Source organism: Pseudomonas sp. 22526 (genome assembly GCF_052044735.1).
Classification (GTDB): domain Bacteria; phylum Pseudomonadota; class Gammaproteobacteria; order Pseudomonadales; family Pseudomonadaceae; genus Aquipseudomonas; species Aquipseudomonas piscium.
The window spans coordinates 400,172-420,975 of sequence record NZ_JBQENK010000001.1 but is presented as its reverse complement, the minus strand read 5'-3'; the positions used below and the strand labels follow the sequence as shown (position 1 = coordinate 420,975).

Here is a 20,804-nt window from a genome sequence, read left to right as displayed (position 1 = left end):
CGATGAACTTCACAACCATGGCCGCCGAACTGGTGATGCAGGACCTGATCGATTGCCTGCTGGCCGAAGACTTCTTTGGTCGCGAACCCTTGCCGTTGCTGACGGCCAGCCAATGGCGCCAGGCCCATCCTGAAGCCCCGGCCCTCGAAGGCCCAACCCTTGAAGGCACGGATACGCAGCAGCGGATCTGGGAATGGTGCTGCGACGCCCAGGAACAGCGCTTCATCAGCATCGCCCTGCGCCCGGGCATCACCCAGCAGTGGGAAAAGGTCCCGGGCACGCAGGTGCTGGCCCGCCAGGAGCAGCGCTGGACTGCGCTGACTCCGGTGGACTTTATGCGTCGGGTGTTCACCGGCATGGGCCCGCGTTTCCAGGACAATGAAAAGGGCCTGACGCTGTTCCTCGAAGTGCTGCATATCAGCGTCTGGCAGACCGCCCTGTCCCTGGAGCACCGGGTCGACCACCAGGGCCTGATGGCCCAGGACGGCGCCACCTTCTTCCGCACCATGGAGCAGTGGGCTTCGCTGCGCGATCGTCCGTACCACCCGCTGGCCAAGGCCAAGCAGGGTCTGCTGCAGGCCGAATACCAGCAGTACCAGGCCGAGTTCGCCCAGCCGGTGACGCTGAACTGGGTGGCGGTGCACAAGAGCCTGCTGCAATGCGGCGAGGGCGTGGCGGACCTGGAACAGGTCTACCCGGCGCGCTACCTGTTGCCCGAAGCCTTGCAGGTACGGTTGGCCGGCGAGCTGCGCGAGCGCGGCATCGGCGACAGCCATGTGGCCTTGCCGGTGCACCCGTGGCAGTTCGAGCATGTGTTGCAGACGCAACTGGGCGATGCCTTCGCCCGTGGCGACTGCCAGCGCCTGGACTTCAGCGAAGCCACGGTGTTCGCCACCTCGTCGCTGCGTTCGATGACCCCTTGTTTCGCCAGCGCCGACTACCTGAAGTTGCCCATGGCCATCTATTCCCTGGGCGCCTCGCGTTACCTGCCGGCGGTGAAAATGATCAACGGCGGCCTCAGCGAAGCGTTGCTGCATCAGGTGCGGCGCCTCGACCCGGTGCTGGAACAGAGCCTGCACCTGTGCGACGAGAGCAAGTGGTGGGCCTTCATGCCGCCCCAGGCGACTTTGTTCGACGAGGCGCCGCGGCACCTGTCGGCGATGGTCCGCGGTTACCCGCAAGCCTTGCTCGACGACCCGGACTGCCGCCTGCTGCCGATGGCCGCCCTGGGCACGCCATTGCCCGGCAGCAACCGGCACTTCTTCGATGAGTGGCTGCAGTACCGCCAACTGCCGGCGACCCAGGCTTCGGTGCTGACCCTGTTCGGCGAACTGTGCCAGCGCTTCTTCGACGTCAACCTGCGGATGTTCCGCCTCGGCATGCTCGGTGAGGTGCACGGGCAGAACGCGGTGCTGGTGTGGAAGGCCGGCCAGGCCCAGGGCCTGCTGCTGCGCGACCACGATTCGCTGCGAATCTTCGTGCCATGGCTGGAACGCAACGGCATGGCCGACCCGGAATACCGGATCAAGAAAGGCCACGCCAACACCCTCTATCACCAGCGTCCCGAGGACCTGCTGTTCTGGCTGCAGACCCTGGCGATCCAGGTCAACGTGCGGGCGATCATCGACACCCTGGCCCAGGTCTATGCAGTGCCGGTGACTGCACTGTGGAGCGCCTTGCGCCAGGTATTGGACGGGCTGCTGCAGAGCATCGACTTCGACGACGAGGCGCGGGCGATGATCAGGCACCAGCTGTTCGAAGCGCCGCGCTGGCCGCAGAAGCTGCTGCTGACGCCGATGATCGAACGCGCCGGCGGCCCGGGCAGCATGCCGTTCGGCAAGGGCGAAGTGGTCAACCCGTTCCAGCGGTTGGCCGCCGATGCCTGACCCGGTGCTCCATCCTTGCAGGCGCACGCTGTTGCGCCTGTCCCTGGGGCTGCTGGCATTGCCGCAGATTGCCCGCGCCGAACCGCTGCGCCTGGTCACCCTGTTCCAGGGCGCCACCGACAGCGCCGTGGCGCTGGGGGTGACGCCCTGCGGCGTGGTGGAGTCGTCGAGCGAGAAACCGACCTTCCGTTACCTGCGCCCGGCGCTGGCGAATGTCCCCCACGTTGGCCTGGAAACCCAGCCCAGCCTGGAGGACATCGTGCTGCTGGAGCCGGACGTGATAGTCGCCTCGCGCTTTCGCCACCAGCGCATCGCGCCGCTGCTGGAGCGCATGGGCACAGTGCTGATGCTCGAGGAAGTCTTCGAGTTCAAGCGCACCCTGGCGCTGATGGGCGCGGCCCTGAACCGGCAACAGCAGGCCAGCAGCCTGTTGGGGCAATGGCAGCAGCGGGTGGCGAAACTGCGCGAGCAGTTGCAGGCGAAGATGGGCGGGCGCTGGCCGCTGACGGTGTCGGTGCTGGACGTGCGCGAGGACCATATCCGCAGTTTCCTGCCGGGCAGCTTCGCCGGCTCGGTGCTCAGCGAACTGGGCTTCGCCTGGAGCCCGGTCGCCCGTGAAGCCCGGGGCACCTATATGAAACTCACCAGCAAGGAGAACTTGCCCGTGGTCGATGCCGACCTGTTTTTCGTTTTCCAGCGCGCGGACAGCCCGGCGGTACAGCGCAACTATGAGCAACTGGTGCATTACCCGTTCTGGCAACAGCTGCACGCCGTGCAACAGGGCCAGGTGTGGCGGGTCGATGGCATCGCCTGGAGTTTCTCCGGCGGGATCCTCGGCGCCAACCTGATGCTCGATGACATTGCCCGCCTGGTGGCGCCTACATGAGTCGTGGCCTGAAACTCGGTTTGGCGTTTGTCGTCCTGCTGCTGTGCGTTGCCTTGAGCCTGGCGGCCGGGGCGACCTGGATCGAACCCTCGCAACTGCTCCAGGGCCTGTTGCAGCCGGACAGCCTGAGTGCCGGCCAGCAGTTGATCTTCAACAGTCGCTTGGCGCGCACCCTGATGGCCGTCGCCGTGGGCGCGAGCCTGGCGGTGGCGGGGGCGCTGATGCAGGCGCTGACCCGCAACCCGCTGGCATCGCCGGGCTTGTTCGGGGTGAACGCCGGGGCGACCTTCGCGATCATCCTCTGCTCGTCGCTGTTTGCCCTGTCATCCATGAACCAGTGGTTGTGGTGCGCCTTTATCGGCGCCGCGCTGGCCGGCAGCCTGGTGTGGCTGATCGGCAATCGCGGGCAGGGCAGCCTCAATCCGCTGCGCATCGTCCTGGCCGGGGCGGCGATCACCGCGTTGTTTTCCGCCTTCAGCCAGGCGTTGCTGGTGGTCAACGAGGAGGGGCTGGACACCGTGCTGTTCTGGCTCGCCGGGTCGCTGTCCGAGCGCGACCTGGCACTGGCCGCGCCGCTGCTGGTGGGCGTCTCGCTGACCTTGCTGGGGTCGTTGCTGCTGGCTGGGCAGGTCAATGTGCTCAACGCCGGCGAAGCCATCGCCATCGGCCTCGGGCAGCGCACCGGCTTGATCCGCTGGCTGATGAGCGTGCTGATCATCTGCCTGGCGGGCAGTGCGGTGGCGCTGGCGGGCAGCATCGGCTTCATCGGCCTGTTGGTGCCGCACATGGTGCGCAAGAGCCTGTCCATCGACCACCGCTGGTTGCTGCCGGGTTGCGCGGTGCTGGGGGCGATCCTCCTGCTGTTGGCCGACACCCTGGGACGTTTGGTGATCCTGCCGCAGGAGGTGCCGGTGGGGGTGATGACCGCCTTGTTCGGCGCCCCCTTCTTTATTTTCCTGGCGCGCCGTGGAGGTCGTTATGAGTAATACCCTGACCCTGCGCACCGCTGGCTTCTCCCGGCGCATCGACCTGGCGACCCTGGGGCGGCTGTTGCTGGCCGTGCTGGTGACGGCGCTGGTGATGCTCGGCGCCTTGTCCCTGGGCAAGCTCAAGCTGTCGCCGCTGGCTGTGCTGGAGCTGCTGTGGCACGGCGGCGACGAGCGCCTGCTGTTTATCGTCGAGCAACTGCGACTGCCGCGCCTGCTGCTGGCGGCCCTGGTCGGCGCGGCGCTGGCGGTGTCCGGCTTGATTTTGCAGAGCATCATCCGCAACCCGCTGGCGTCCCCCGATCTGCTGGGCATCACCAGCGGCGCCAGTGCCGCGGCGGTGCTGTACCTGTCGTTCTTTTCCCTGCTGCTGGGCCCGCAGTTTTTGCCACTGGCGGCGATGCTCGGCGCCGGGTTGGCGGCCCTGGCGATTTACCTGCTGGCCTGGAAGCAGGGCACGTCGCCGCTGCGCCTGGTGCTGATCGGCGTCGGCGTATCGGCGTTGCTGGCGGCGGTGACCACCTTTGTCCTGGTGTTCAGCCCGCTGACCACCACCTTGTCGGCCTATGTCTGGCTCACCGGCAGCGTCTACGGCGCCAGCTGGCCGGAGCCGCGGGCCCTGGGCGGCTGGCTGCTGGCGATCCTGCCGTTGCTGGTGTGGCTGGCGCGCCAGGTGCGGGTGCAACAATTGGACGATGCCTTGGCCCAGGGCATCGGTGTGCGGGTACAGTGGCTGCGCGCCGGCCTGCTCCTGGTGAGCGTGGCCCTGGCCGGAGCGGCGGTGGCCTGGGGCGGGGCGATCGCCTTTGTCGGCCTGATCGCGCCGCATATCGCCAAGCGCCTGGTAGCCCCGGGGTTTGCCGGGCAGGCGGTGATGGCGGCGCTGGTCGGCGCCAACCTGGTGATACTGGCCGACCTGATCGGGCGCACCCTGTTCCTGCCCCTGGATCTGCCGGCGGGGATCTTTGTCGCGGTGCTGGGCACGCCGTTCTTTCTTTATCTTTTGATCAACCAGCGGCACTAAGGAATTCCCGATGTCCTCGATGGCAACCCATCAACTGACCCTGGGCTATCAGCGCCAAGTGATTATCGACGGGCTGGACCTGCAACTGCCGGCGGGCCAGGTGTCGGTGCTGATCGGCAGCAACGGCTGCGGCAAGAGCACCCTGCTCAAATCCCTGGCGCGGCTGCTCAAGCCGCAGCAGGGCTCGGTGATCCTCAATGGCGAGGATATCCAGCGCAAATCCACCGCGACGGTGGCGCGGGAACTGGCGATCCTGCCGCAGATGCCCAGCGCTCCCGAAGGCATCACCGTGCGCCAGCTGGTGGCCCTGGGGCGTTATCCCTACCAGAACTGGATGCAGCAGTGGTCGGCCCAGGATGAAGCCATGGTCGAGCGCGCGCTGCTGCAAACTGGCGTGCAGGCCCTGGCCGAGCGGCCGGTGGATGCCTTGTCCGGCGGCCAGCGCCAGCGGGTGTGGATCGCCATGACCCTGGCCCAGGACACCGAGATCGTGCTGCTCGACGAGCCCACCACCTTTCTCGACCTGGCGCACCAGATCGAGGTGCTGGACCTGTTGCGCGAGCTCAATCGCCAGGAGAACAAGACCATCGTCATGGTCCTGCACGACCTCAACCTGGCCTGTCGCTACGCCGACCATATGGTGGCGGTGCACCAGCGCACCGCGTTCGCCCAGGGCCGGCCGGCGGATATCCTGACCGAGGAGCTGGTCAAGCAGGTGTTCGACCTCAATTGCCGGATCATCCCCGATCCGTTTTTCGGCACGCCGCTGTGCATTCCCTTTGGCCGGGAACTGCCGCAATGAACCTGCAAGCCGCCTTCAACCCGGCAGACTGGAGCGTGCTGTCCGGCGCGCTGCGGCTGAAACCCATGGCCCAGCGCGACCGGCAGCGCTCCCTGAGCGCCCGGGCCTTGCTCGACGATGAGACCTGCATCGCGCTGCTCGACCAGCTGGGACCAGTGATAGGTTCGCCGACCCGAGGGATCACCGCCTCGCTGCTGGCCAAGCGTTTTTCCTTCCTCGCCACCGGCGCCTGCCTGTACGCCATGTCGGTGTGCGACCAGGGTCTGCTGCTGTCCCTGGACGATTGCGTGATCGAGTACGGCCACGACGACGGGCTCTGGACTTCGTCGATGCCGCTGCCAGACCAGGTTCCCCAGGCTTATGCCGCGGGTGAACGCGAAGCCTGGCGTGCTTCCATCATCGAGTCGTTGTTCGCCGGAGTGCTGGCGCCGCTGTGGCAGACCTTCAACCGGGTCAGCGGCATTTCCCGGCGCATCCTCTGGGAAAACACCGCGGTGCGGGTCTATTCGCTGTACGAAAAACGCATGAGCAAGGTCGAGGACCCGCTGATCCGCCTGCGGCATGAGGCCGACTTCGACTGGCTGCTGCAGGAGGCCGAGCCACAATTGTTCGGCCTGGACTACAACCCGCTGCGGCACTTCCGCCGCCCGCCGACGCAGCTGGAGGAGGGCAAGAGCATCCGCTTTCGCCGCACCTGCTGCTTCTATTACGAGGCCACCGAGCCCGCCGAATACTGCTCCACATGCCCGCTGCTGCGCCCGAGGAAATGCCGATGATCGCTCCGCGCCAACAACCCACCAGCGCTGCCTTGCTCGAGCATTACCGTGGCATCGCGCCTTCGACCCTCGGCCACTTTGGCGACGAGGGTTACCTGCGCGGTATCCGCCCGCTGTTCGACGGGCTGTGGATGCTCGGCAATGTAGTGACGGTCAAGGTCTTCGCCCCGGATGGCGCCATCCTGCGCGACGCGCTGCTGCTCAGCGAACCGGGGGACGTGCTGGTGATCCAGTGTGTGGGCGACCAGGAGTGCGCCTGCTGGGGCGAACTGCGCACCCTGGCCGGACTGATCAAGGGCCTGGCCGGGGTGGTGGTGGAGGGCGCGGTCACCGACGTCGCCGCCTTGCGTGAGCATCGCCTGCCGGTGTTCAGCCGTGGTATCAGCGCCTACACCACCCGGGGCATCGGCGAGCAAGGGGAGGTCAACCAACCGATCGAGGTGGCCGGGGTGCGAGTCAACCCGGGGGATATCGCCATCGGCGACGATGACGGCGTGTTCATTCTCGACGGGCAACGGGCCGAAGCGTTGTTGCCGCAGTTGCTGGCCAAGGAGGAGCAGGACCGCGAGCGGCGCGCGGCGTTCTTGCAGCGCTTGGCTTCTATCGGCTGAGTGGTGGATTTGCACTTTTATAAGGCGTCGCCGACCCGGCCTTGCACCAGGCTAAGGCGATTCAGGGCCCCAGGCAGGGTATCCGGGAGCCTTGCAGAATTACCGCGCAAGCCCGCCAGCACGGCGTTTCAAGACTTGCAACGCAGCCTGGCACAAAGGCTGCAAGACAGCCGATAACGCCCCACCGCGCATGTCGCGGGCGGGCCGCCCCGTCGGTCAACGCAGATCGATCGGCCAACAGGCCATGGGCACTCGGTGAGTCAGGCACAGCAGCCCGATCGCACACCGCAAATAACAGGCAAAGGCGCCTGGAACCGTGAGGTTTCAGGCGCTTTTTTTTGCTTTAAAAAAACCGTGATTGGCTTGGGTCGGGTGCTATTTATGAATGCCATTGTTGCCCCTTTGAACACACACAAAACCCTGATCGTGATCGGCAACGGCATGGTCGGACATCATTGCGTCGAACAGCTGGTGGCGCGCGGCGCCCTTGAGCAGTACCGCCTGCATGTCTTCAGCGAAGAGCCGATGCGCGCCTACGACCGGGTGCACCTGTCCGAGTATTTCACCGGTCGCGACGCCGAATCCCTGGCCCTGGGCGATGCCGCGCTGTACCAGACCCCGGGCCTGACCCTGCACCTGGGCGTGGCGGTGCTGGGCATCGACCGCGCCAACCGCCAGGTGCTCACCGCCGCCGGCCCGGTGCACTACGACAAGCTGGTGCTGGCTACCGGTTCCTATCCTTTCGTGCCGCCGATCGAGGGCGCCGAGGGCGACTCGCGCCTGGTCTATCGCACCCTGGAAGACCTCGATGGCATCCGCGCCGCGGCCGCTAATGCCCGGCGTGGTGTGGTGGTGGGCGGCGGGCTGCTCGGCCTGGAGGCGGCCAACGCCTTGAAGAGCCTGGGCCTGGAAGCCCATGTGGTGGAGTTCGCCCCAAGGCTGATGCCGGTGCAGCTGGACGAGCAGGGCGGTCGTGCGCTGAAGGCGCGGATCGAAGCCCTGGGCGTCGGCGTGCATCTGGGCAAGGGTACCCAATCGATCAGCGCCGGTGAGCAGTACCGCTACCGGATGAACTTCGCTGGCGACGACTTCCTGGAAACCGACCTGATCGTATTCTCCGCGGGTATTCGCGCCCAGGATGCCCTGGCCCGCGACTGCGCCCTGGAGATCGGCCCGCGCGGCGGCGTGGTGGTGGACAACCAGTGCCTGAGTGGCGACCCGCACATCTACGCGATCGGCGAGTGCGCCAGCTGGAACGGCAGCATCTTCGGCCTGGTGGCTCCGGGTTACCAGATGGCCCGCAGCGTCGCCGCCCAACTGTGCGGCGAGCCTTGCGAGCCTTTCATGGGCGCGGACATGTCGACCAAGCTCAAGCTGCTGGGGGTGGATGTCGGCTCCATCGGCGACGCCCAGGGCCTGACCCCGGGCGCGCGCAGCTACCAGTTCATCGACGAAGCCACGGCCAGCTACCGGCGCCTGGTGGTGGACGCCAGCGGCAAGCAGGTACTCGGCGCGGTGCTGGTGGGCGACAACAGCTACTACGACACCCTGCTGCAATATATGCAGAACGGCATCGCCTTGCCCGCCGAACCGGCCGGCCTGATCCTGCCGTCCAGCACCGGCGCGCCGACCCTCGGCCCGGGCGCCTTGCCCGAGTCGGCCACGGTCTGCTCCTGCCATAACGTCACCAAGGGTGCGATCTGCTCGGCCATCGATGGCGGCTGCTCCGACCTCGGCCAGCTCAAGGTGCAGACCAAGGCCTGCACCGGCTGCGGCGGCTGCGCCGGCCTGCTCAAGCAGGTGTTCGAGCACGAGCTGATCGCCCGCGGCGTCAGTGTCGACAAGAGCCTGTGCGAACACTTTGCCTACACCCGCCAGGAGCTGTACGCCCTGGTGCGGGTCGAGGGCATCCTCAGTTTCGACGAGATGCTCGCCAAGCATGGCCGCGGCCATGTCGGCTGCGATATCTGCAAGCCGGCGGTGGGTTCGATCCTCGCCTCGTGCTGGAACCAGCCGATCATGGATCGCTCCCTGGTGCCGCTGCAGGACACCAACGACACCTTCATGGCCAATATGCAGAAGAACGGCACCTACTCGGTGGTGCCAAGGATCGCCGGTGGCGAGATCACCGCCGACAAGCTGATCGTGATTGGCCAGGTGGCGAAGAAATACGACCTCTACACCAAGATCACCGGCGGCCAGCGCATCGACCTGTTCGGCGCCCAGCTGCATCAGCTGCCGGATATCTGGGCCGAGCTGATCGCCGCCGGTTTCGAGACCGGGCATGCCTACGGCAAGTCGACCCGCACCGTGAAGTCCTGCGTCGGCAGCACCTGGTGCCGCTACGGCGTGCAGGACAGCGTGCGCATGGCCCTGGAGATCGAGGACCGCTACAAGGGCCTGCGTTCGCCGCACAAACTGAAGTTCGCGGTATCCGGCTGCACCCGCGAATGCGCCGAGGCGCAGAGCAAGGACGTCGGTGTGATCGCCACCGAGAAGGGCTGGAACCTGTATGTCTGCGGCAACGGCGGCATGCGTCCGCGCCACGCCGAACTGTTCGCCACCGACCTCGACGACCAGACGCTGATCCGCTACATCGACCGCTTCCTGATGTTCTACATCCGCACCGCCGACCGCCTGCAACGCACCTCGGTGTGGCGCGAGAGCCTGGAGGGCGGCCTGGACTACCTCAAGGCGGTGATCATCGACGACAGCCTGGGGCTGGGCGCCGAGCTGGAAGCCCAGATGCAACTGGTGGTGGACCGCTACGAATGCGAATGGGCCAACGCCCTCAAGGACCCGGACAAACTCAAGCGCTTCCGCACCTTCGTCAACGACCAGCGCCCGGACCCGGACATTCATTTTGTCCAGGAACGCGGCCAGCGCCGGCCGATCATGGCCGCCGAACTCAACCTGATCCCTGTCACCGAGGAGGTGCTCTGATGAGCCTGTCGCCAAGCCTGCAACCTATCGAAAGCGGATTCGCCGAGCAGCCCGGCGTGCAGTGGCAGGCGGTGTGCAGCCGCCAGGACCTGGTCAGCCACAGCGGTGTGGTGGTCTGGCACGACGGCGCCCAGGTGGCGCTGATCTACCTGCCGGATGCCGCGCAGCAGACCCTCTACGCCATCGACAACCATGACCCGCAGTCCGGCGCCAACGTGATCGGCCGCGGCCTGGTGGGCTGCATCAAGGACGAACTGGTGATCGCCTCGCCCTTGTACAAGCAGCACTTCCGCCTGGCCGACGGCTCCTGCCTGGAATACCCCGAGCAACGCCTGCGCACATGGCCGGCGCGGCTGCGCGGCGACGTGGTGGAAATCGGCGTGCGCTAAGCCCTGCACGCCTCATGCAATTCAGATCCATGCCTGACTCCGCGCCTTTCGGCGCGGGGCCGGAACCCCTGTTGCTCAAGGTATCGGAGACGCCCATGAAAACCGCTGCTCAGTTGCTCAAGTTGAAGGCCGTGGAAAACCACCAGGTGCACAGCATCGGCCCGGACCAGATGGTGCTCGAAGCGCTGCAGATAATGGCGCAGAAAAATGTCGGCGCGCTGCCGGTGATGGAAGCCGGCCAGGTGGTCGGCGTCATCAGCGAACGCGACTATGCGCGCAAGGTAGTGCTGCAAGGCCGCTCATCAGTAGGCACCCCGGTCCGCGCAATCATGAGCGCACCGGTGGTCACCGCCGACAGCCAGCACAGCATCGAACGCTGCATGGCCGTGATGACCGACAGCCACCTGCGGCACCTGCCTGTATTGGAAGGCGAGCAACTGATTGGCTTGCTGTCGATTGGCGATCTGGTGAAGGAAGCGATTGTCGAGCAGGCGGATCTGATTCGGCAGTTGGAGCACTATATTCGGGGGGATTGAATCGTGAGTAGGGACCCGTCAAGCCAAGGTGGTTCACTAGTAGGAGCGAAGCTTGCTCGCGAGGCGTCCTGGCAGGCACGCCGCGTAGTGTCTATCTCCAGCAAGCGCTCCTAGCACTGCTGCAGCTTTCATCGCATAAATCCCCCCTCATGACAAACGCCGATGTCACCAGCAACAGCGCTGTAGATGATGGTGCCGCAGACCAGGAAATGGACTGCACCTGACTGACAGTCAGGCATGCCCCGGTCATCGCATTGCTGCGTCCACCCGGCTCAGGATCTCGCAGCGCTGGTCTCGTCAGCCAATGCAGCCTCCACCCGCCCACCGGTAACGGTGCTCAGGAAGCCAGATCATCAGATGCCCTTGCTCCCGGTCGTAAGGAGCCGCCAGTCCCGCGTTAGAGGACATCCCCACAGGTGGCAGGGGCCTTGATCCCTGATGACACTCAGCATTCTTGGCGGGATGACGTGGGGCGTGGATTGGAGAGCGGAAGGTGAGGTGACCGACATGGCTCTGGTGGGTAAACGCGATGGCCGCAATTTGGCTACGGCAGGCAATTGAGTTACGCAGGGTCACAGGCGCTGAAAGACATGTTCGGCGGTGGTCACTACGGCACGGTCAAGGCGCACTGTGATCGCTGGCTGGCATTCGTGAGGTGGTGCCGCTCAGAAAAGGGGCCCGGTATCAATGATGCGCGGCAGATTGATCGGAAGGTGTTGGCCGACTATGCGGCGTATCTGCTTGAAGTGGTTACGGCTTGCGACCACCGCCGGCCTTTGGGTAATGCGGCTCGATTAATGCCACCAAACCGCTCCACGGTACGACCTGCTCCATCTCGGCCAGGAAGCGCTCAGGGCGCGTTTGCTTGCGCTTACCGGCGTACTCGAAATCGGAAAAGCTCATCTGACTCATGGGCATGGCTTATTGGGGCGGCTGAACGGAGGGCTATTTCAGCACAGGTCGAGCGACCTGTGCTGACTTGTTCGGAGAATCCTTAGTCAGAACCCTGCCCCAATACGACGGGCCCCAGACGTATTCCTTACTCAAAAACTACCTCCTACGCGGTGTTCGAACGCCAGCGAGAAACTGCTCACGATCCTGTGAGGTAGGTATTCATACCGCAAAAAGAGAACAATCCCAATGGCTCATAAACGGTTGTCCATCTTAAAGAGCCACGCACTCCTGCCAAACAGACACCCAACAAGATCATTCAAGACGTAGTACACATTCAAATGAATACTGTTAATGCCAGTTTATTGACTTAAATCGCGTCAACTTTCTGCCAAAAAATAAATCAGAAAATAAGCCTTGAAATGGCAACTAGTGCCCCGAGATCTGGATCCGCCACCCCACTATATCGGAGCCCCCATGGCAGACGTTTACTACATCAATGGCATCAGACTCGACAAAACTGAAGAGCACATCGAATTTGTTCGAGTTCGTAAAGTAGGCTCAGACGAGCACTTTATCGTGCCGCGCGAATTTGTCGCTCAGCTCATCCAAACCGGCGTGTCATTCAAATCTCGATACCATGACGGCGAGGAGTGGAAAACCGGTGCGGATGTGGAAGTCTTTGAAGACGTCTTCCTTCGGGCAAACCGCAACAGCACCGCTAAAGACAACCTCAGAAATTTGAAACAGGTCTGATCCTTTCGAGGCCCTGAGCGCGAGAGAGCGATTCTGCCCGCTCGCCTGCTCATCTGCCATATGCGTCGGCACACCGCCCATTCGCGGCAGCCAGGCGACCTCATGAGACTCACTGCAGGTACGCTACATGGATCACCAGGTTGCGCTGAAGTTGATCGCCGAAAAGGCCTACGACGTCGGTTACTCCGCCAAGCTTCACTTCTCCACATACGACATTGTGGAGAAAGCCCCAGGGTGGATCGGTTTGGTCTCCCTGGTGATAGGCGTACTAGCGCTCTACATCGATTTTTTGGCGGCAAAACACGTTTCAGCGCTCATCACGGTGATCGGCATTTGCAGCCTTTACATCACCTATTACGCCGACTCCAAAGAACAATATTTTCAGGCCGGCAACAAGCTGACGGAATTGCTTGATCAGCTGAAGGGCATGTCGGCCCGATGCAAATCCAACCAGCAATTTACCGCCGCCGATCAAGCCGAACTGGATCAAATCACCACTCATTTCCGATCGGCCTGCCAGCGGAAGCACATCCTGTTCTCGGGCTGGCTGGCTCACAAAAAATTCTTCTGGGATCACCAGATCGATTGGATCGCTGAGCACCGTGAATTTAGGTTTTTCAGGGACAAGATCCCGTTTTCCGTATACGCCCTGATCGTAGTCATTCTGATCGCTCTTGCCGGCGGGTCATGGCTTGCCGCGCATCCGGAACTTCTCCTCTCCCTGAAGGAAGCCTGCACCCATGAGTAAAGAGCTTTTCGAGCAGTTTCGTAGAAACCTGGCGGTTAAAAATGCCGACGAGATCTCCAAAAGCTACCGGCAGATCACCGAGAAGCTCAACGGAAAATACTACGACAGCACCTCAGAGACACTTCACTGCCGCCAGGTCGGATCGTACGGTCGACATACCGCAGTCCACGGCGTGAGCGATCTGGACATGGCCTTCGTGCTCCCGTGGTCGGTGTACGACCGTTTTCAGCGCTACGAGAACAACAAGCAATCGTCACTCCTCGGTGAGATTCGCCTGGCTCTGAAAGAATGCTTCCCGAACCATGAGGTGAGGGCCCAGCAGCAGGTAGTCTCGATAAATTTCTCGGACTACGTGGTCGAGGTGCTCCCGGCATTCGAGCATGAGGATGGCAGCTACACCTACCCAGATGCGAATGACGGAGGCAGCTGGGAAACCTGTAACCCAGTCGCCGAAATCAATGAGATCAACACGCTGAACCAGGACAAAAACCATAACCTCAAGCGTCTATGCAAAATGGTGCGAGCCTGGAAAAACGACCATGGTGTGCCACTAAAGGGGATGCTGATCGACACCCTGTGCTACCAGTTCCTGAAGGGCACCACGGACTACGACACCAAGTCCTATGCCGCCTACAGCGAAATGACCCGGGACTTCTTCGCCTACCTGGTTGATATCGATGAAGACAAGGAGCAATGGCGTGCGCCCGGCAGTGGCTCCATCGTCACCAAATCAGGCAACTTTCATCCCAAGGCCAAGAAGGCCCTGAGACGCTTACAGGAGGCGCTGGATGATGCCGAGGTTGCCCATGAGCGGTGGAACACTGTGTTCGGCGAGCACTTCCCAGAGTATGTCGAGCAGGAAAAGAAACAGGCAATCGCAGAGAACCGCGTCAAAAACGCCGAGCAGTTCATCGGTCAAAAATTCAGCCTCGATATCCAGTACACCCTGCGCATCGATTGCTCCGTCAAGAACGAAGGTGATCGGCTTCGCAACCTGATGTCTCGCGTCATGACATACCGAATTCCCAAGCAGCGTGAGCTGACATTCTGGGTCGCCGAGATCGATGTACCACCACCGTACAAGATCTATTGGAAGGTGAAGAATGTCGGCCCACAGGCCATCGAACGAGACATGATCCGCGGCGAGATCCGTATCGACAGCGGCCACCGCCAAATCACCGAACACTCAACCTTCCAAGGCGATCATTACGTTGAATGCTACGCGGTGAAAGATAACGTCTGTGTAGCGCGCAGTCGGATCATCGTGCCAATTTGAGTGCGGTATAGAGGTGTACCAGGTAGCAGCCCAAACCTCTAACGACGCCTGCCGCTTTGCAGTATTCAATCTGCGCTATGGCGCACCGAAGCTGCAATCCAGAACTGCTTCACATCCGTAGCCACCGCCACAAGGACAACCGCATGCCCGCAGCAAAAAGGATTCTTTTACCCGACACCAACCAGAGCCCCGAACACATTTTGAAGGGCATCGGCGTTGCTGATCTCCTCTGCGCCACGCTGAACGTCACCGAAGTCATTTTCCTCGTGCCAGTCAAAGCCTCACTCACCTCTGGCTCCCTGCATACCGCGCTTGGTCAAGCTGTCCACGACGCACTCGTCAAAGGTAAACCGGTCAAACTTGAAAGTGGTGCGCAGATGCGCTGCGAGACGATGCAAACACTGCAATGGCTATCGCGTCCGTCCGTGGTGATCGCGGTATATGCCAGTCAAAAGATGATGGACAAGATCGACGCGCTACAGAATGTAGCAGCCGTTGTCGCTATCCCTTGGACGGCAGGTGAGATCGATGATTGGGTGAAGACCTGGTCACCACAAGCCTTGGGCCAACCGAGTCAGCCGGCCCAGTCAGCAGCGAAGCTCATTGCTGACCCGGTCGTTGAACAAGCGATGAAATCGCTGACCAAGATGATCAATAAAGCCCACAACATCTTGCATCCCTCTGACGAGGAACACGCCAAGCGGATCCTTCGAATTCTCCGTTCGCGCGATCATAAAGAACCTGCAGAAAACATCAGGCGTTGGGCAATCAAACATGGCTGGCTGCCAAAGGCGGCTGAACGTTTGGAGGTGCTGGCCCGCGTACAAAGCCAAAGCTCGACAACCCCGACCATGCCGAACAGAGCTACCAACGCTGGGCTGATGGTGCGCAACCATGAAGGCCTTAGCCCGATAGATTGCCTGCAATTGAACGTGCGATGTAAACCAGCCGTGCAACGGGCATGAGAGGTCGGAGTGACCGACCTCTCGCTGTTCGCCTACTTGAACAATGCTGACTTGGTTTCTTGAGCACCGACTAGCTGGGCGATGCGCGGCAACTCGGTACTACTACCTGCTGACGGTGCGGTTGCTAGCTCGTCGTTTAGAAAAGCCGTGGGTTTTCAAGTGCAAAGCGAAGGTCTGATTGAATGTTAAGACCGAGCAAGGGACATGTATGCTGGGTTAGCAGCCCTCCCTTGAAGCATGAAGGCGTCTACAGAAGTAGGGGGACAGATCTGTGCGGCTTAGCTTGCAGAGCGTGTTTCTTTCAGCCTCTTCGGATCTATCCTATCTGACCAAAATCCAGCATCGCCATTCTGTGAGTCATTGGCCTAGGCGAGATGCGGTTCCACTCGCGATGTTAAGCGAACCGGCATAACTAAAATTGTGGTACGGTCCTGCACTGCTGCATAAATGGTGTGTGGAGCGCTCACCCCAGCAGGGGGGAGCGCCATCACGCAAGTGGGTGTTTATGGATGACGGGATTGCCACCGCGTGAAAATTCTCTCGTATAACCCGGGCCACGATGGCGCTATCGCACTACTTCAAGATGGACGTTTAATAATGTCTATCGAAGCGGAAAAAAATTCAAACTATCGATATTCATCACTTGCTATTCCGGATGTTCTGGATGCGATCGGTGAGTTAGAGGATATTCCAGATGTCATTTGTGCTGGAGGATGGTGGCCTCGTGATCACAATGAGTATCTATTTGGCTCGAAAACGAATGTTGGATATCGTGGGTTATCCGATAACGATTTCATCATAAGCCAAAGACGTTTCCTAAAGCGAGATGTGAAGTACTTTTCATCCTCGCACGAACGCGCGCACTTACTTTGTGCCTTTGGCATGTCGACTTTCCCAAAAGGAACCCCGTGCTATGCATTAGTGTGGGAAGGCGGCCTCGGTGCTTTTTACGAGATTGATTCAGAACTGAACATCACACTGGTTGCCGACGTTCTAGATCAGCCGGGAAATCGCTACGGTCTGCTCTATGGATTGGCAGATCCGACCTTTCCAAAAACTGGATCGTATCCCCGGCACTCAGATGCAGGGAAACTCATGGCGCTGGCCTCATATTCGAATCGGAGCACGCCTTCCGCTGAAGAGAAGAAATTGATTAATTTTCTACTGGGTGGCCCGTGCCAGGCACTTAGTTCCTATGAGGCCATTGAGAGCGCGCCTCACTTCAATGTGGGGCTGGAAGACCCTGAGTTTAGAAATTTTGCGGGGATTTATAGCGATGCACTATTCGATATCTTCTATCGGTTCGCAAAAAATCACTTGAAGAAGAAGCTTCCACTGATTATTTCCGGTGGATGTGGGTTGAATTGCGACTGGAACACGAAGTGGATGGAGACTGGTCTTTTTTCGGAGATATTCGTGCCTCCGGTCGCCAACGATTCCGGCGCCGCCATAGGCACGGCCGTCGATGCGCAGTTCCGCTTTACTGGCAATCCGAAGATCGAATGGGATGTCTATGCTGGGTTGGCATTTGGTGCGCTCGGCGCATTCAATGCTGAGAGATATGACATCCAAGATGTCGATTCCGCTGCAATTGCCGATATGCTGGCGAGCGACCTCATCCTCGGATGGGTAAGTGGCCGATACGAAATCGGTCCACGCGCACTTGGCAACAGGTCTATCTTAGCTGCCCCGTTCCGAGATAGCACTCGAATCCGACTGAACGAGATCAAGCAGCGCGAACAGTTCCGTCCGATTGCTCCTGTATGCCTCCAGGCTGATGCAGCGAGATGGTTCGGATGCGCACACGAAAGTCCACACATGCTTTTCACTCATCGTGCAACGACGAACGCCCTAGCAGCCGTCACGCATGTGAACGGGACGGCCCGTATCCAGACCGTCACCTCTAAAACAAACAAAAGACTTTATGACCTGCTTGTCGCGTTTAAAAATCGCACTGGGTACGGGGTGTTGTGTAACACGTCCCTGAATTTCAACGGGAAAGGCTTCATCAACAACATTGCTGATCTCGATGCCTACAGCGTGGAGCACGGATTGGACGGGTTCGTGGTCGAAGGGGGGGCATATCTGCTAAAGGACTCCCAGCGATATCAAACATACAAGGCGGTAGCGGACTCTTCAGCTTTGGCGACCCGCTAACCGGGCAAAGCCTAGCGGTAGTTGCGCCACGCGTCACGCCGGAAGGGGCATCAGTCAGGTGCCCCAATCCGATGTATGACCCTTACTGAGTAAGCAAACATTATGGATTCATACCCACTGGGATTCGAGGAGGACGATCGTCTGCGATCCGCCTTTATCCGAAACCTCACGTTGCATCAACTGGACCGCTCGGCAACTTCGGATGTTGCCGGATCGAACCTGGCTTCGAGTATTCCGAAGACACTCGTACAGTACTGGCACGATCCGGATGATGTGCCGGAAGACGTTCAAGCCTGTATGAACAGTTGGAAGAGGCTTAGCGCGGAGGGCTTTGCGTTCCGGATGTTTAACGACGTATCCGCTGCCGAGTACATTACTGAGTGGTATGGAGAGTCGGAGCAAGAGGCATTCGCGCGATGCCGACATCCGGCAATGCGTTGCGACTATTTGCGGATGTGCGTCTTGGTTGCAGAAGGTGGACTTTATATCGATGCAGACGACGTACTGCTTGGAGACAACTGGAGATACCTTTTCCATGACAGCGCACTTAAGGTGCAGCCGCTTTGCTACGACATCCCATCTTGCGGCATGGTACCAGCGTCAGAGATCTGGCGAAGGGATCTACCGACAGACGAACGCATATTTTATGTCAACAACGATCCAATAGCTGCGCCAGCCCATCACCCCGTACTGAAGCGAGCGCTGTCTCGCTCGACCGAGAAGCTTTTAGGCAAGGGTCGCTTCCCAGAGATCCAAGAGACGACTGGTCCCGGAAATCTCACCGCATCGTTAGCCGCGCACGCACGTGATCTGATGGTTAGGGGGGCTCCTCTCGACTTTGAGTTGTTACATGATTGGGAGGCCATTGCGGAAACACGTTGGGAGCTGTCCTACCGTAATGACGCCCGCAACTGGCGCAACATGGACTCCCACTGAGGCTATCTGGAGTAGGAAGTTTCGATGAATCTTAGGGACGCCTCGGGCATATTGCGTGGGATAGCATTTCGGTTGCTACGTGCCATAGCGAGCATTTTTCCGGGAGGGAAAATCTCGGCCTTTGGCACGGGCGAAGGACTGATCAACTCGATTCTAATCGTCAACCTTGACCGGCAACCGCGTAGATGGCGTCGTGTGCTCCGAGAACTCCGGCGGTTCCGCACGGCCGACGGTGTTTCCCTTGCCTCCATGGCTCGACGATTTGCGGCAGTGGACGCTCGCGACGGCCGCGCCGTCGCCGCAACAGCCGATGTCGACTCGACATACCGCATTGGTGATCAACTCTACGTCCAGCCGGATGCGAGGCTTGAGAAGTGCTTTCCCGTCAACGAGCCTATAACAATGACGCGGCAGGAGATAGCTGTAGCGAGGTCGCACGTGGAGGTTTGGAAGACCATCGCGTGCGGGACAGACAAATATGTGCTGGTGCTCGAGGACGACGTTTGGTTCAAGATAGGCGCAGCGGCAGCAATCTCCTGTGGCTGGCGTGCCGCCATTCAACACTGTTGTGCTGAAGGAGGTCCGCGTTTGTTGTACCTGTCCTATGAAGATGCCGGGGGAACAGCAGAACGTGTTGACCTCTGCGATGCTCTTTTCCGACCGGTGCGGGGACTTTGGTTTCTCTCCGGCTACATCTTGTCGCGTGAGGGGGCGGCGGCACTGCTCCGGGCAATGCCCGTGATTGGCCCTGTGGACATGTGGTTAAACTATCGCTTTGGTGAACTCGGTGCACTCGCCCTCTCCTCGCCGGTGATATTACAGCGACAGGATAGCGGCTCGGACAATTCCTACTCCGTGCTTCCTTACCTAGCGCGAGCGGGGATTATTGATGCAGGCTCGAACCCTATGGCACCCGAACGGGCGGGGGCTGTGTCGGTGTTGGCCTGGACTACCTGCGGCGAGCATGAAGCGCTCGCAATGGCTCTGTCGATGTTGGGGTTGCGAGTGCGGGTGTTCGATGGTGATGAAGACGCAATTCGACCGCAAGACTTGTTGGAGCTTTTCGAGATGTTCGACGCCCTCGTTGACGCTCCACTAACGCCGGATGCGATGGAAGCCGCAACCGCAAGGACTGACGTTAGGTTTCTCATGGAAGCGAAGACAGTGTTTCAGTCCGAGACACGGCAGGGATCTCTACCGCTTTCGCGCACCGCGATTCTGTCGTATGGCGAGTCAGACAATGGATTGTGGGAGCCGATCTGCAGTCTTCTTGGCCTCACTGAGCCCGTGCAGTCTTTCCCTGTTGGAGCACCACGGTGGTTGAGGATGTTTAGAGACGGTAGAGCAGACGGCGCGCACCGGATTGCTCCTTCGCATTCCCAGCAGATTTCTTTGCTAGATGAGTCACCTTGGGTTCTCCCGGCAAAAAATGGGTGGCAGCCGAGAGTACCCTCGAATCGCCCCATACCACCGATGGGGGAACTGCTCGTTTTCTCCGAAATGACTACAGCGACCTCGTCTTTTCCCGCGCTCGTCGAGACTTTCCCGGGGAATTTGGTCTCGTTTTCGCAGGATGCTCTCGTTCATGATAAGGAAGGTGCCCATCTCATCGTCAGCAAGGTTGCCACTGGAACCAGGCAGTACCGTTCGGGAGCCTTCGCGTCAAAACGACTGTTCGGATACGGTCGCTTTGAGGCTAAGATCAAAGCCGCCAGCGGATCCGGCCTTATTACTGGCTTTTTCCTTCACCGAGATGCACCAAGGCAAGAGATTGATGTAGAACTGGCAGGAGATGATCCTCGAAGCATGCTGGTAAACGTCTACTTCAACCCAGGTGACGATGGTGCAGCAATGAACTTTGGCTATAGGGGTTCGCCTTGCCGTATCGACCTCGGCTTCGATGCTACTTCGGACTTCCATGTCTACACGGTTGACTGGCGGCCGGACCGTATCACGTGGTTAGTGGACGGCCACGTCGTGCATGAGCGCGTAGGCTGGGACCCCACCCCAATTCCACATCTTCCAATGCGACTACACGCAAACCTCTGGGCTCCTCGGTCCGAAGAGCTCGCCGGACAGCTCGATCCCCATGTCCTGCCAGCGACAGCGAGCTTCAAAAAGGTATCGGTGTGGGCGTGACTCCAATCGTGGTTACACGGAGATGTGTGCAAAGAGAGGTTAAAGTTCAATCGCTGGAACGGCCTTCAGGCTTGGTTATTCTCTCGATATCCCCTAT

General features: G+C 60.6%; 17 protein-coding genes and 2 pseudogenes. 18 read left to right on the top strand and 1 reads right to left on the bottom strand.

What is annotated here, in order from left to right:
- Positions 1–2 precede the first annotated feature (2 nt).
- The 11 genes and pseudogenes from ACTJKT_RS01895 to ACTJKT_RS01845 all read left to right on the top strand — a co-directional run.
- A complete protein-coding gene (locus tag ACTJKT_RS01895) occupies positions 3–1,886 on the top strand; it encodes an IucA/IucC family protein (RefSeq protein WP_440785983.1) in 1,884 nt (627 codons plus the stop codon).
- Positions 1,879–2,772: an ABC transporter substrate-binding protein gene (locus ACTJKT_RS01890; protein ID WP_440785982.1), complete on the top strand. Its 894-nt coding sequence runs from the start codon at positions 1,879–1,881 to the stop codon at positions 2,770–2,772. The genes ACTJKT_RS01895 and ACTJKT_RS01890 overlap by 8 nt, the downstream gene beginning before the upstream one ends.
- Positions 2,769–3,758: a FecCD family ABC transporter permease gene (locus ACTJKT_RS01885; protein ID WP_440785981.1), complete on the top strand. Its 990-nt coding sequence runs from the start codon at positions 2,769–2,771 to the stop codon at positions 3,756–3,758. Before ACTJKT_RS01890 ends, ACTJKT_RS01885 begins: the two co-directional genes overlap by 4 nt.
- The gene (locus tag ACTJKT_RS01880) at positions 3,751–4,782 is read left to right on the top strand and encodes a FecCD family ABC transporter permease (protein ID WP_440785980.1); all 1,032 of its coding nucleotides are present in this window, start codon (positions 3,751–3,753) and stop codon (positions 4,780–4,782) included. Before ACTJKT_RS01885 ends, ACTJKT_RS01880 begins: the two co-directional genes overlap by 8 nt.
- Before the next feature lie 10 nt (positions 4,783–4,792).
- Entirely contained in the window at positions 4,793–5,584 is a 792-nt protein-coding gene (locus ACTJKT_RS01875) for an ABC transporter ATP-binding protein (RefSeq protein WP_440785979.1), read from the top strand.
- A complete protein-coding gene (locus ACTJKT_RS01870) occupies positions 5,581–6,360 on the top strand; it encodes an IucA/IucC family C-terminal-domain containing protein (RefSeq protein ID WP_440785978.1) in 780 nt (259 codons plus the stop codon). Before ACTJKT_RS01875 ends, ACTJKT_RS01870 begins: the two co-directional genes overlap by 4 nt.
- A complete protein-coding gene (locus tag ACTJKT_RS01865; protein ID WP_440785977.1) occupies positions 6,357–6,971 on the top strand; it encodes an RraA family protein in 615 nt (204 codons plus the stop codon). Before ACTJKT_RS01870 ends, ACTJKT_RS01865 begins: the two co-directional genes overlap by 4 nt.
- A 381-nt stretch (positions 6,972–7,352) precedes the next feature.
- Complete coding sequence (gene nirB / locus ACTJKT_RS01860) at positions 7,353–9,914, top strand: nitrite reductase large subunit NirB (protein ID WP_440785976.1); 2,562 nt, start codon at positions 7,353–7,355, stop codon at positions 9,912–9,914.
- Positions 9,914–10,303: a nitrite reductase small subunit NirD gene (gene nirD, locus ACTJKT_RS01855; protein WP_440785975.1), complete on the top strand. Its 390-nt coding sequence runs from the start codon at positions 9,914–9,916 to the stop codon at positions 10,301–10,303. Before nirB ends, nirD begins: the two co-directional genes overlap by 1 nt.
- Positions 10,304–10,398: 95 nt before the next feature.
- Positions 10,399–10,839: a CBS domain-containing protein gene (locus ACTJKT_RS01850; RefSeq protein WP_440785974.1), complete on the top strand. Its 441-nt coding sequence runs from the start codon at positions 10,399–10,401 to the stop codon at positions 10,837–10,839.
- Between the two features lie 507 nt (positions 10,840–11,346).
- A pseudogene (locus ACTJKT_RS01845) lies at positions 11,347–11,586 on the top strand (integrase domain-containing protein); the annotation flags it as partial.
- Positions 11,587–11,598: 12 nt separating this feature from the next.
- On the opposite strand, the pseudogene ACTJKT_RS01840 reads toward ACTJKT_RS01845, so the two are convergent.
- Positions 11,599–11,751 (bottom strand): annotated as a pseudogene (locus ACTJKT_RS01840) (IS5/IS1182 family transposase); the annotation flags it as partial.
- A gap of 456 nt (positions 11,752–12,207) precedes the next feature.
- Here ACTJKT_RS01840 and ACTJKT_RS01835 point away from each other — a divergent pair.
- The 7 genes from ACTJKT_RS01835 to ACTJKT_RS01805 all read left to right on the top strand — a co-directional run bounded on the left by ACTJKT_RS01835 (position 12,208) and on the right by ACTJKT_RS01805 (position 20,707).
- Positions 12,208–12,486, top strand: coding sequence for a hypothetical protein (locus tag ACTJKT_RS01835; protein ID WP_440785973.1), 279 nt, complete (start codon positions 12,208–12,210; stop codon positions 12,484–12,486).
- Positions 12,487–12,613: 127 nt separating this feature from the next.
- Entirely contained in the window at positions 12,614–13,234 is a 621-nt protein-coding gene (locus ACTJKT_RS01830; RefSeq protein ID WP_440785972.1) for an SLATT domain-containing protein, read from the top strand.
- Entirely contained in the window at positions 13,227–14,510 is a 1,284-nt protein-coding gene (locus tag ACTJKT_RS01825; RefSeq protein ID WP_440785971.1) for an SMODS domain-containing nucleotidyltransferase, read from the top strand. The genes ACTJKT_RS01830 and ACTJKT_RS01825 overlap by 8 nt, the downstream gene beginning before the upstream one ends.
- A gap of 143 nt (positions 14,511–14,653) precedes the next feature.
- Positions 14,654–15,475: a hypothetical protein gene (locus ACTJKT_RS01820; RefSeq protein ID WP_440785970.1), complete on the top strand. Its 822-nt coding sequence runs from the start codon at positions 14,654–14,656 to the stop codon at positions 15,473–15,475.
- A 597-nt stretch (positions 15,476–16,072) separates the two neighbouring features.
- Positions 16,073–17,632, top strand: coding sequence for a carbamoyltransferase C-terminal domain-containing protein (locus ACTJKT_RS01815; protein ID WP_440785969.1), 1,560 nt, complete (start codon positions 16,073–16,075; stop codon positions 17,630–17,632).
- 102 nt (positions 17,633–17,734) lie between these two features.
- Complete coding sequence (locus ACTJKT_RS01810) at positions 17,735–18,568, top strand: glycosyltransferase family 32 protein (protein ID WP_440785968.1); 834 nt, start codon at positions 17,735–17,737, stop codon at positions 18,566–18,568.
- A 24-nt stretch (positions 18,569–18,592) separates the two neighbouring features.
- The gene (locus tag ACTJKT_RS01805; RefSeq protein WP_440785967.1) at positions 18,593–20,707 is read left to right on the top strand and encodes a family 16 glycosylhydrolase; all 2,115 of its coding nucleotides are present in this window, start codon (positions 18,593–18,595) and stop codon (positions 20,705–20,707) included.
- The last annotated feature ends 97 nt before the right edge of the window (positions 20,708–20,804 follow it).

Excerpts from the sequence above, each read along its gene's own strand:
- ACTJKT_RS01875 (WP_440785979.1), top strand. The coding sequence starts at position 4,793 with ATGTCCTCGATGGCAACCCATCAACTGACCCTGGGCTATCAGCGCCAA.
- ACTJKT_RS01830 (WP_440785972.1), top strand. The coding sequence starts at position 12,614 with ATGGATCACCAGGTTGCGCTGAAGTTGATCGCCGAAAAGGCCTACGAC.
- ACTJKT_RS01850 (WP_440785974.1), top strand. The coding sequence starts at position 10,399 with ATGAAAACCGCTGCTCAGTTGCTCAAGTTGAAGGCCGTGGAAAACCAC.
- ACTJKT_RS01810 (WP_440785968.1), top strand. The coding sequence starts at position 17,735 with ATGGATTCATACCCACTGGGATTCGAGGAGGACGATCGTCTGCGATCC.
- ACTJKT_RS01825 (WP_440785971.1), top strand. The coding sequence starts at position 13,227 with ATGAGTAAAGAGCTTTTCGAGCAGTTTCGTAGAAACCTGGCGGTTAAA.
- nirD (WP_440785975.1), top strand. The coding sequence starts at position 9,914 with ATGAGCCTGTCGCCAAGCCTGCAACCTATCGAAAGCGGATTCGCCGAG.
- ACTJKT_RS01895 (WP_440785983.1), top strand. The coding sequence starts at position 3 with ATGAACTTCACAACCATGGCCGCCGAACTGGTGATGCAGGACCTGATC.
- ACTJKT_RS01870 (WP_440785978.1), top strand. The coding sequence starts at position 5,581 with ATGAACCTGCAAGCCGCCTTCAACCCGGCAGACTGGAGCGTGCTGTCC.
- ACTJKT_RS01820 (WP_440785970.1), top strand. The coding sequence starts at position 14,654 with ATGCCCGCAGCAAAAAGGATTCTTTTACCCGACACCAACCAGAGCCCC.
- nirB (WP_440785976.1), top strand. The coding sequence starts at position 7,353 with ATGAATGCCATTGTTGCCCCTTTGAACACACACAAAACCCTGATCGTG.
- ACTJKT_RS01865 (WP_440785977.1), top strand. The coding sequence starts at position 6,357 with ATGATCGCTCCGCGCCAACAACCCACCAGCGCTGCCTTGCTCGAGCAT.
- ACTJKT_RS01885 (WP_440785981.1), top strand. The coding sequence starts at position 2,769 with ATGAGTCGTGGCCTGAAACTCGGTTTGGCGTTTGTCGTCCTGCTGCTG.
- ACTJKT_RS01805 (WP_440785967.1), top strand. The coding sequence starts at position 18,593 with ATGAATCTTAGGGACGCCTCGGGCATATTGCGTGGGATAGCATTTCGG.
- ACTJKT_RS01835 (WP_440785973.1), top strand. The coding sequence starts at position 12,208 with ATGGCAGACGTTTACTACATCAATGGCATCAGACTCGACAAAACTGAA.
- ACTJKT_RS01880 (WP_440785980.1), top strand. The coding sequence starts at position 3,751 with ATGAGTAATACCCTGACCCTGCGCACCGCTGGCTTCTCCCGGCGCATC.
- ACTJKT_RS01815 (WP_440785969.1), top strand. The coding sequence starts at position 16,073 with ATGTCTATCGAAGCGGAAAAAAATTCAAACTATCGATATTCATCACTT.
- ACTJKT_RS01890 (WP_440785982.1), top strand. The coding sequence starts at position 1,879 with ATGCCTGACCCGGTGCTCCATCCTTGCAGGCGCACGCTGTTGCGCCTG.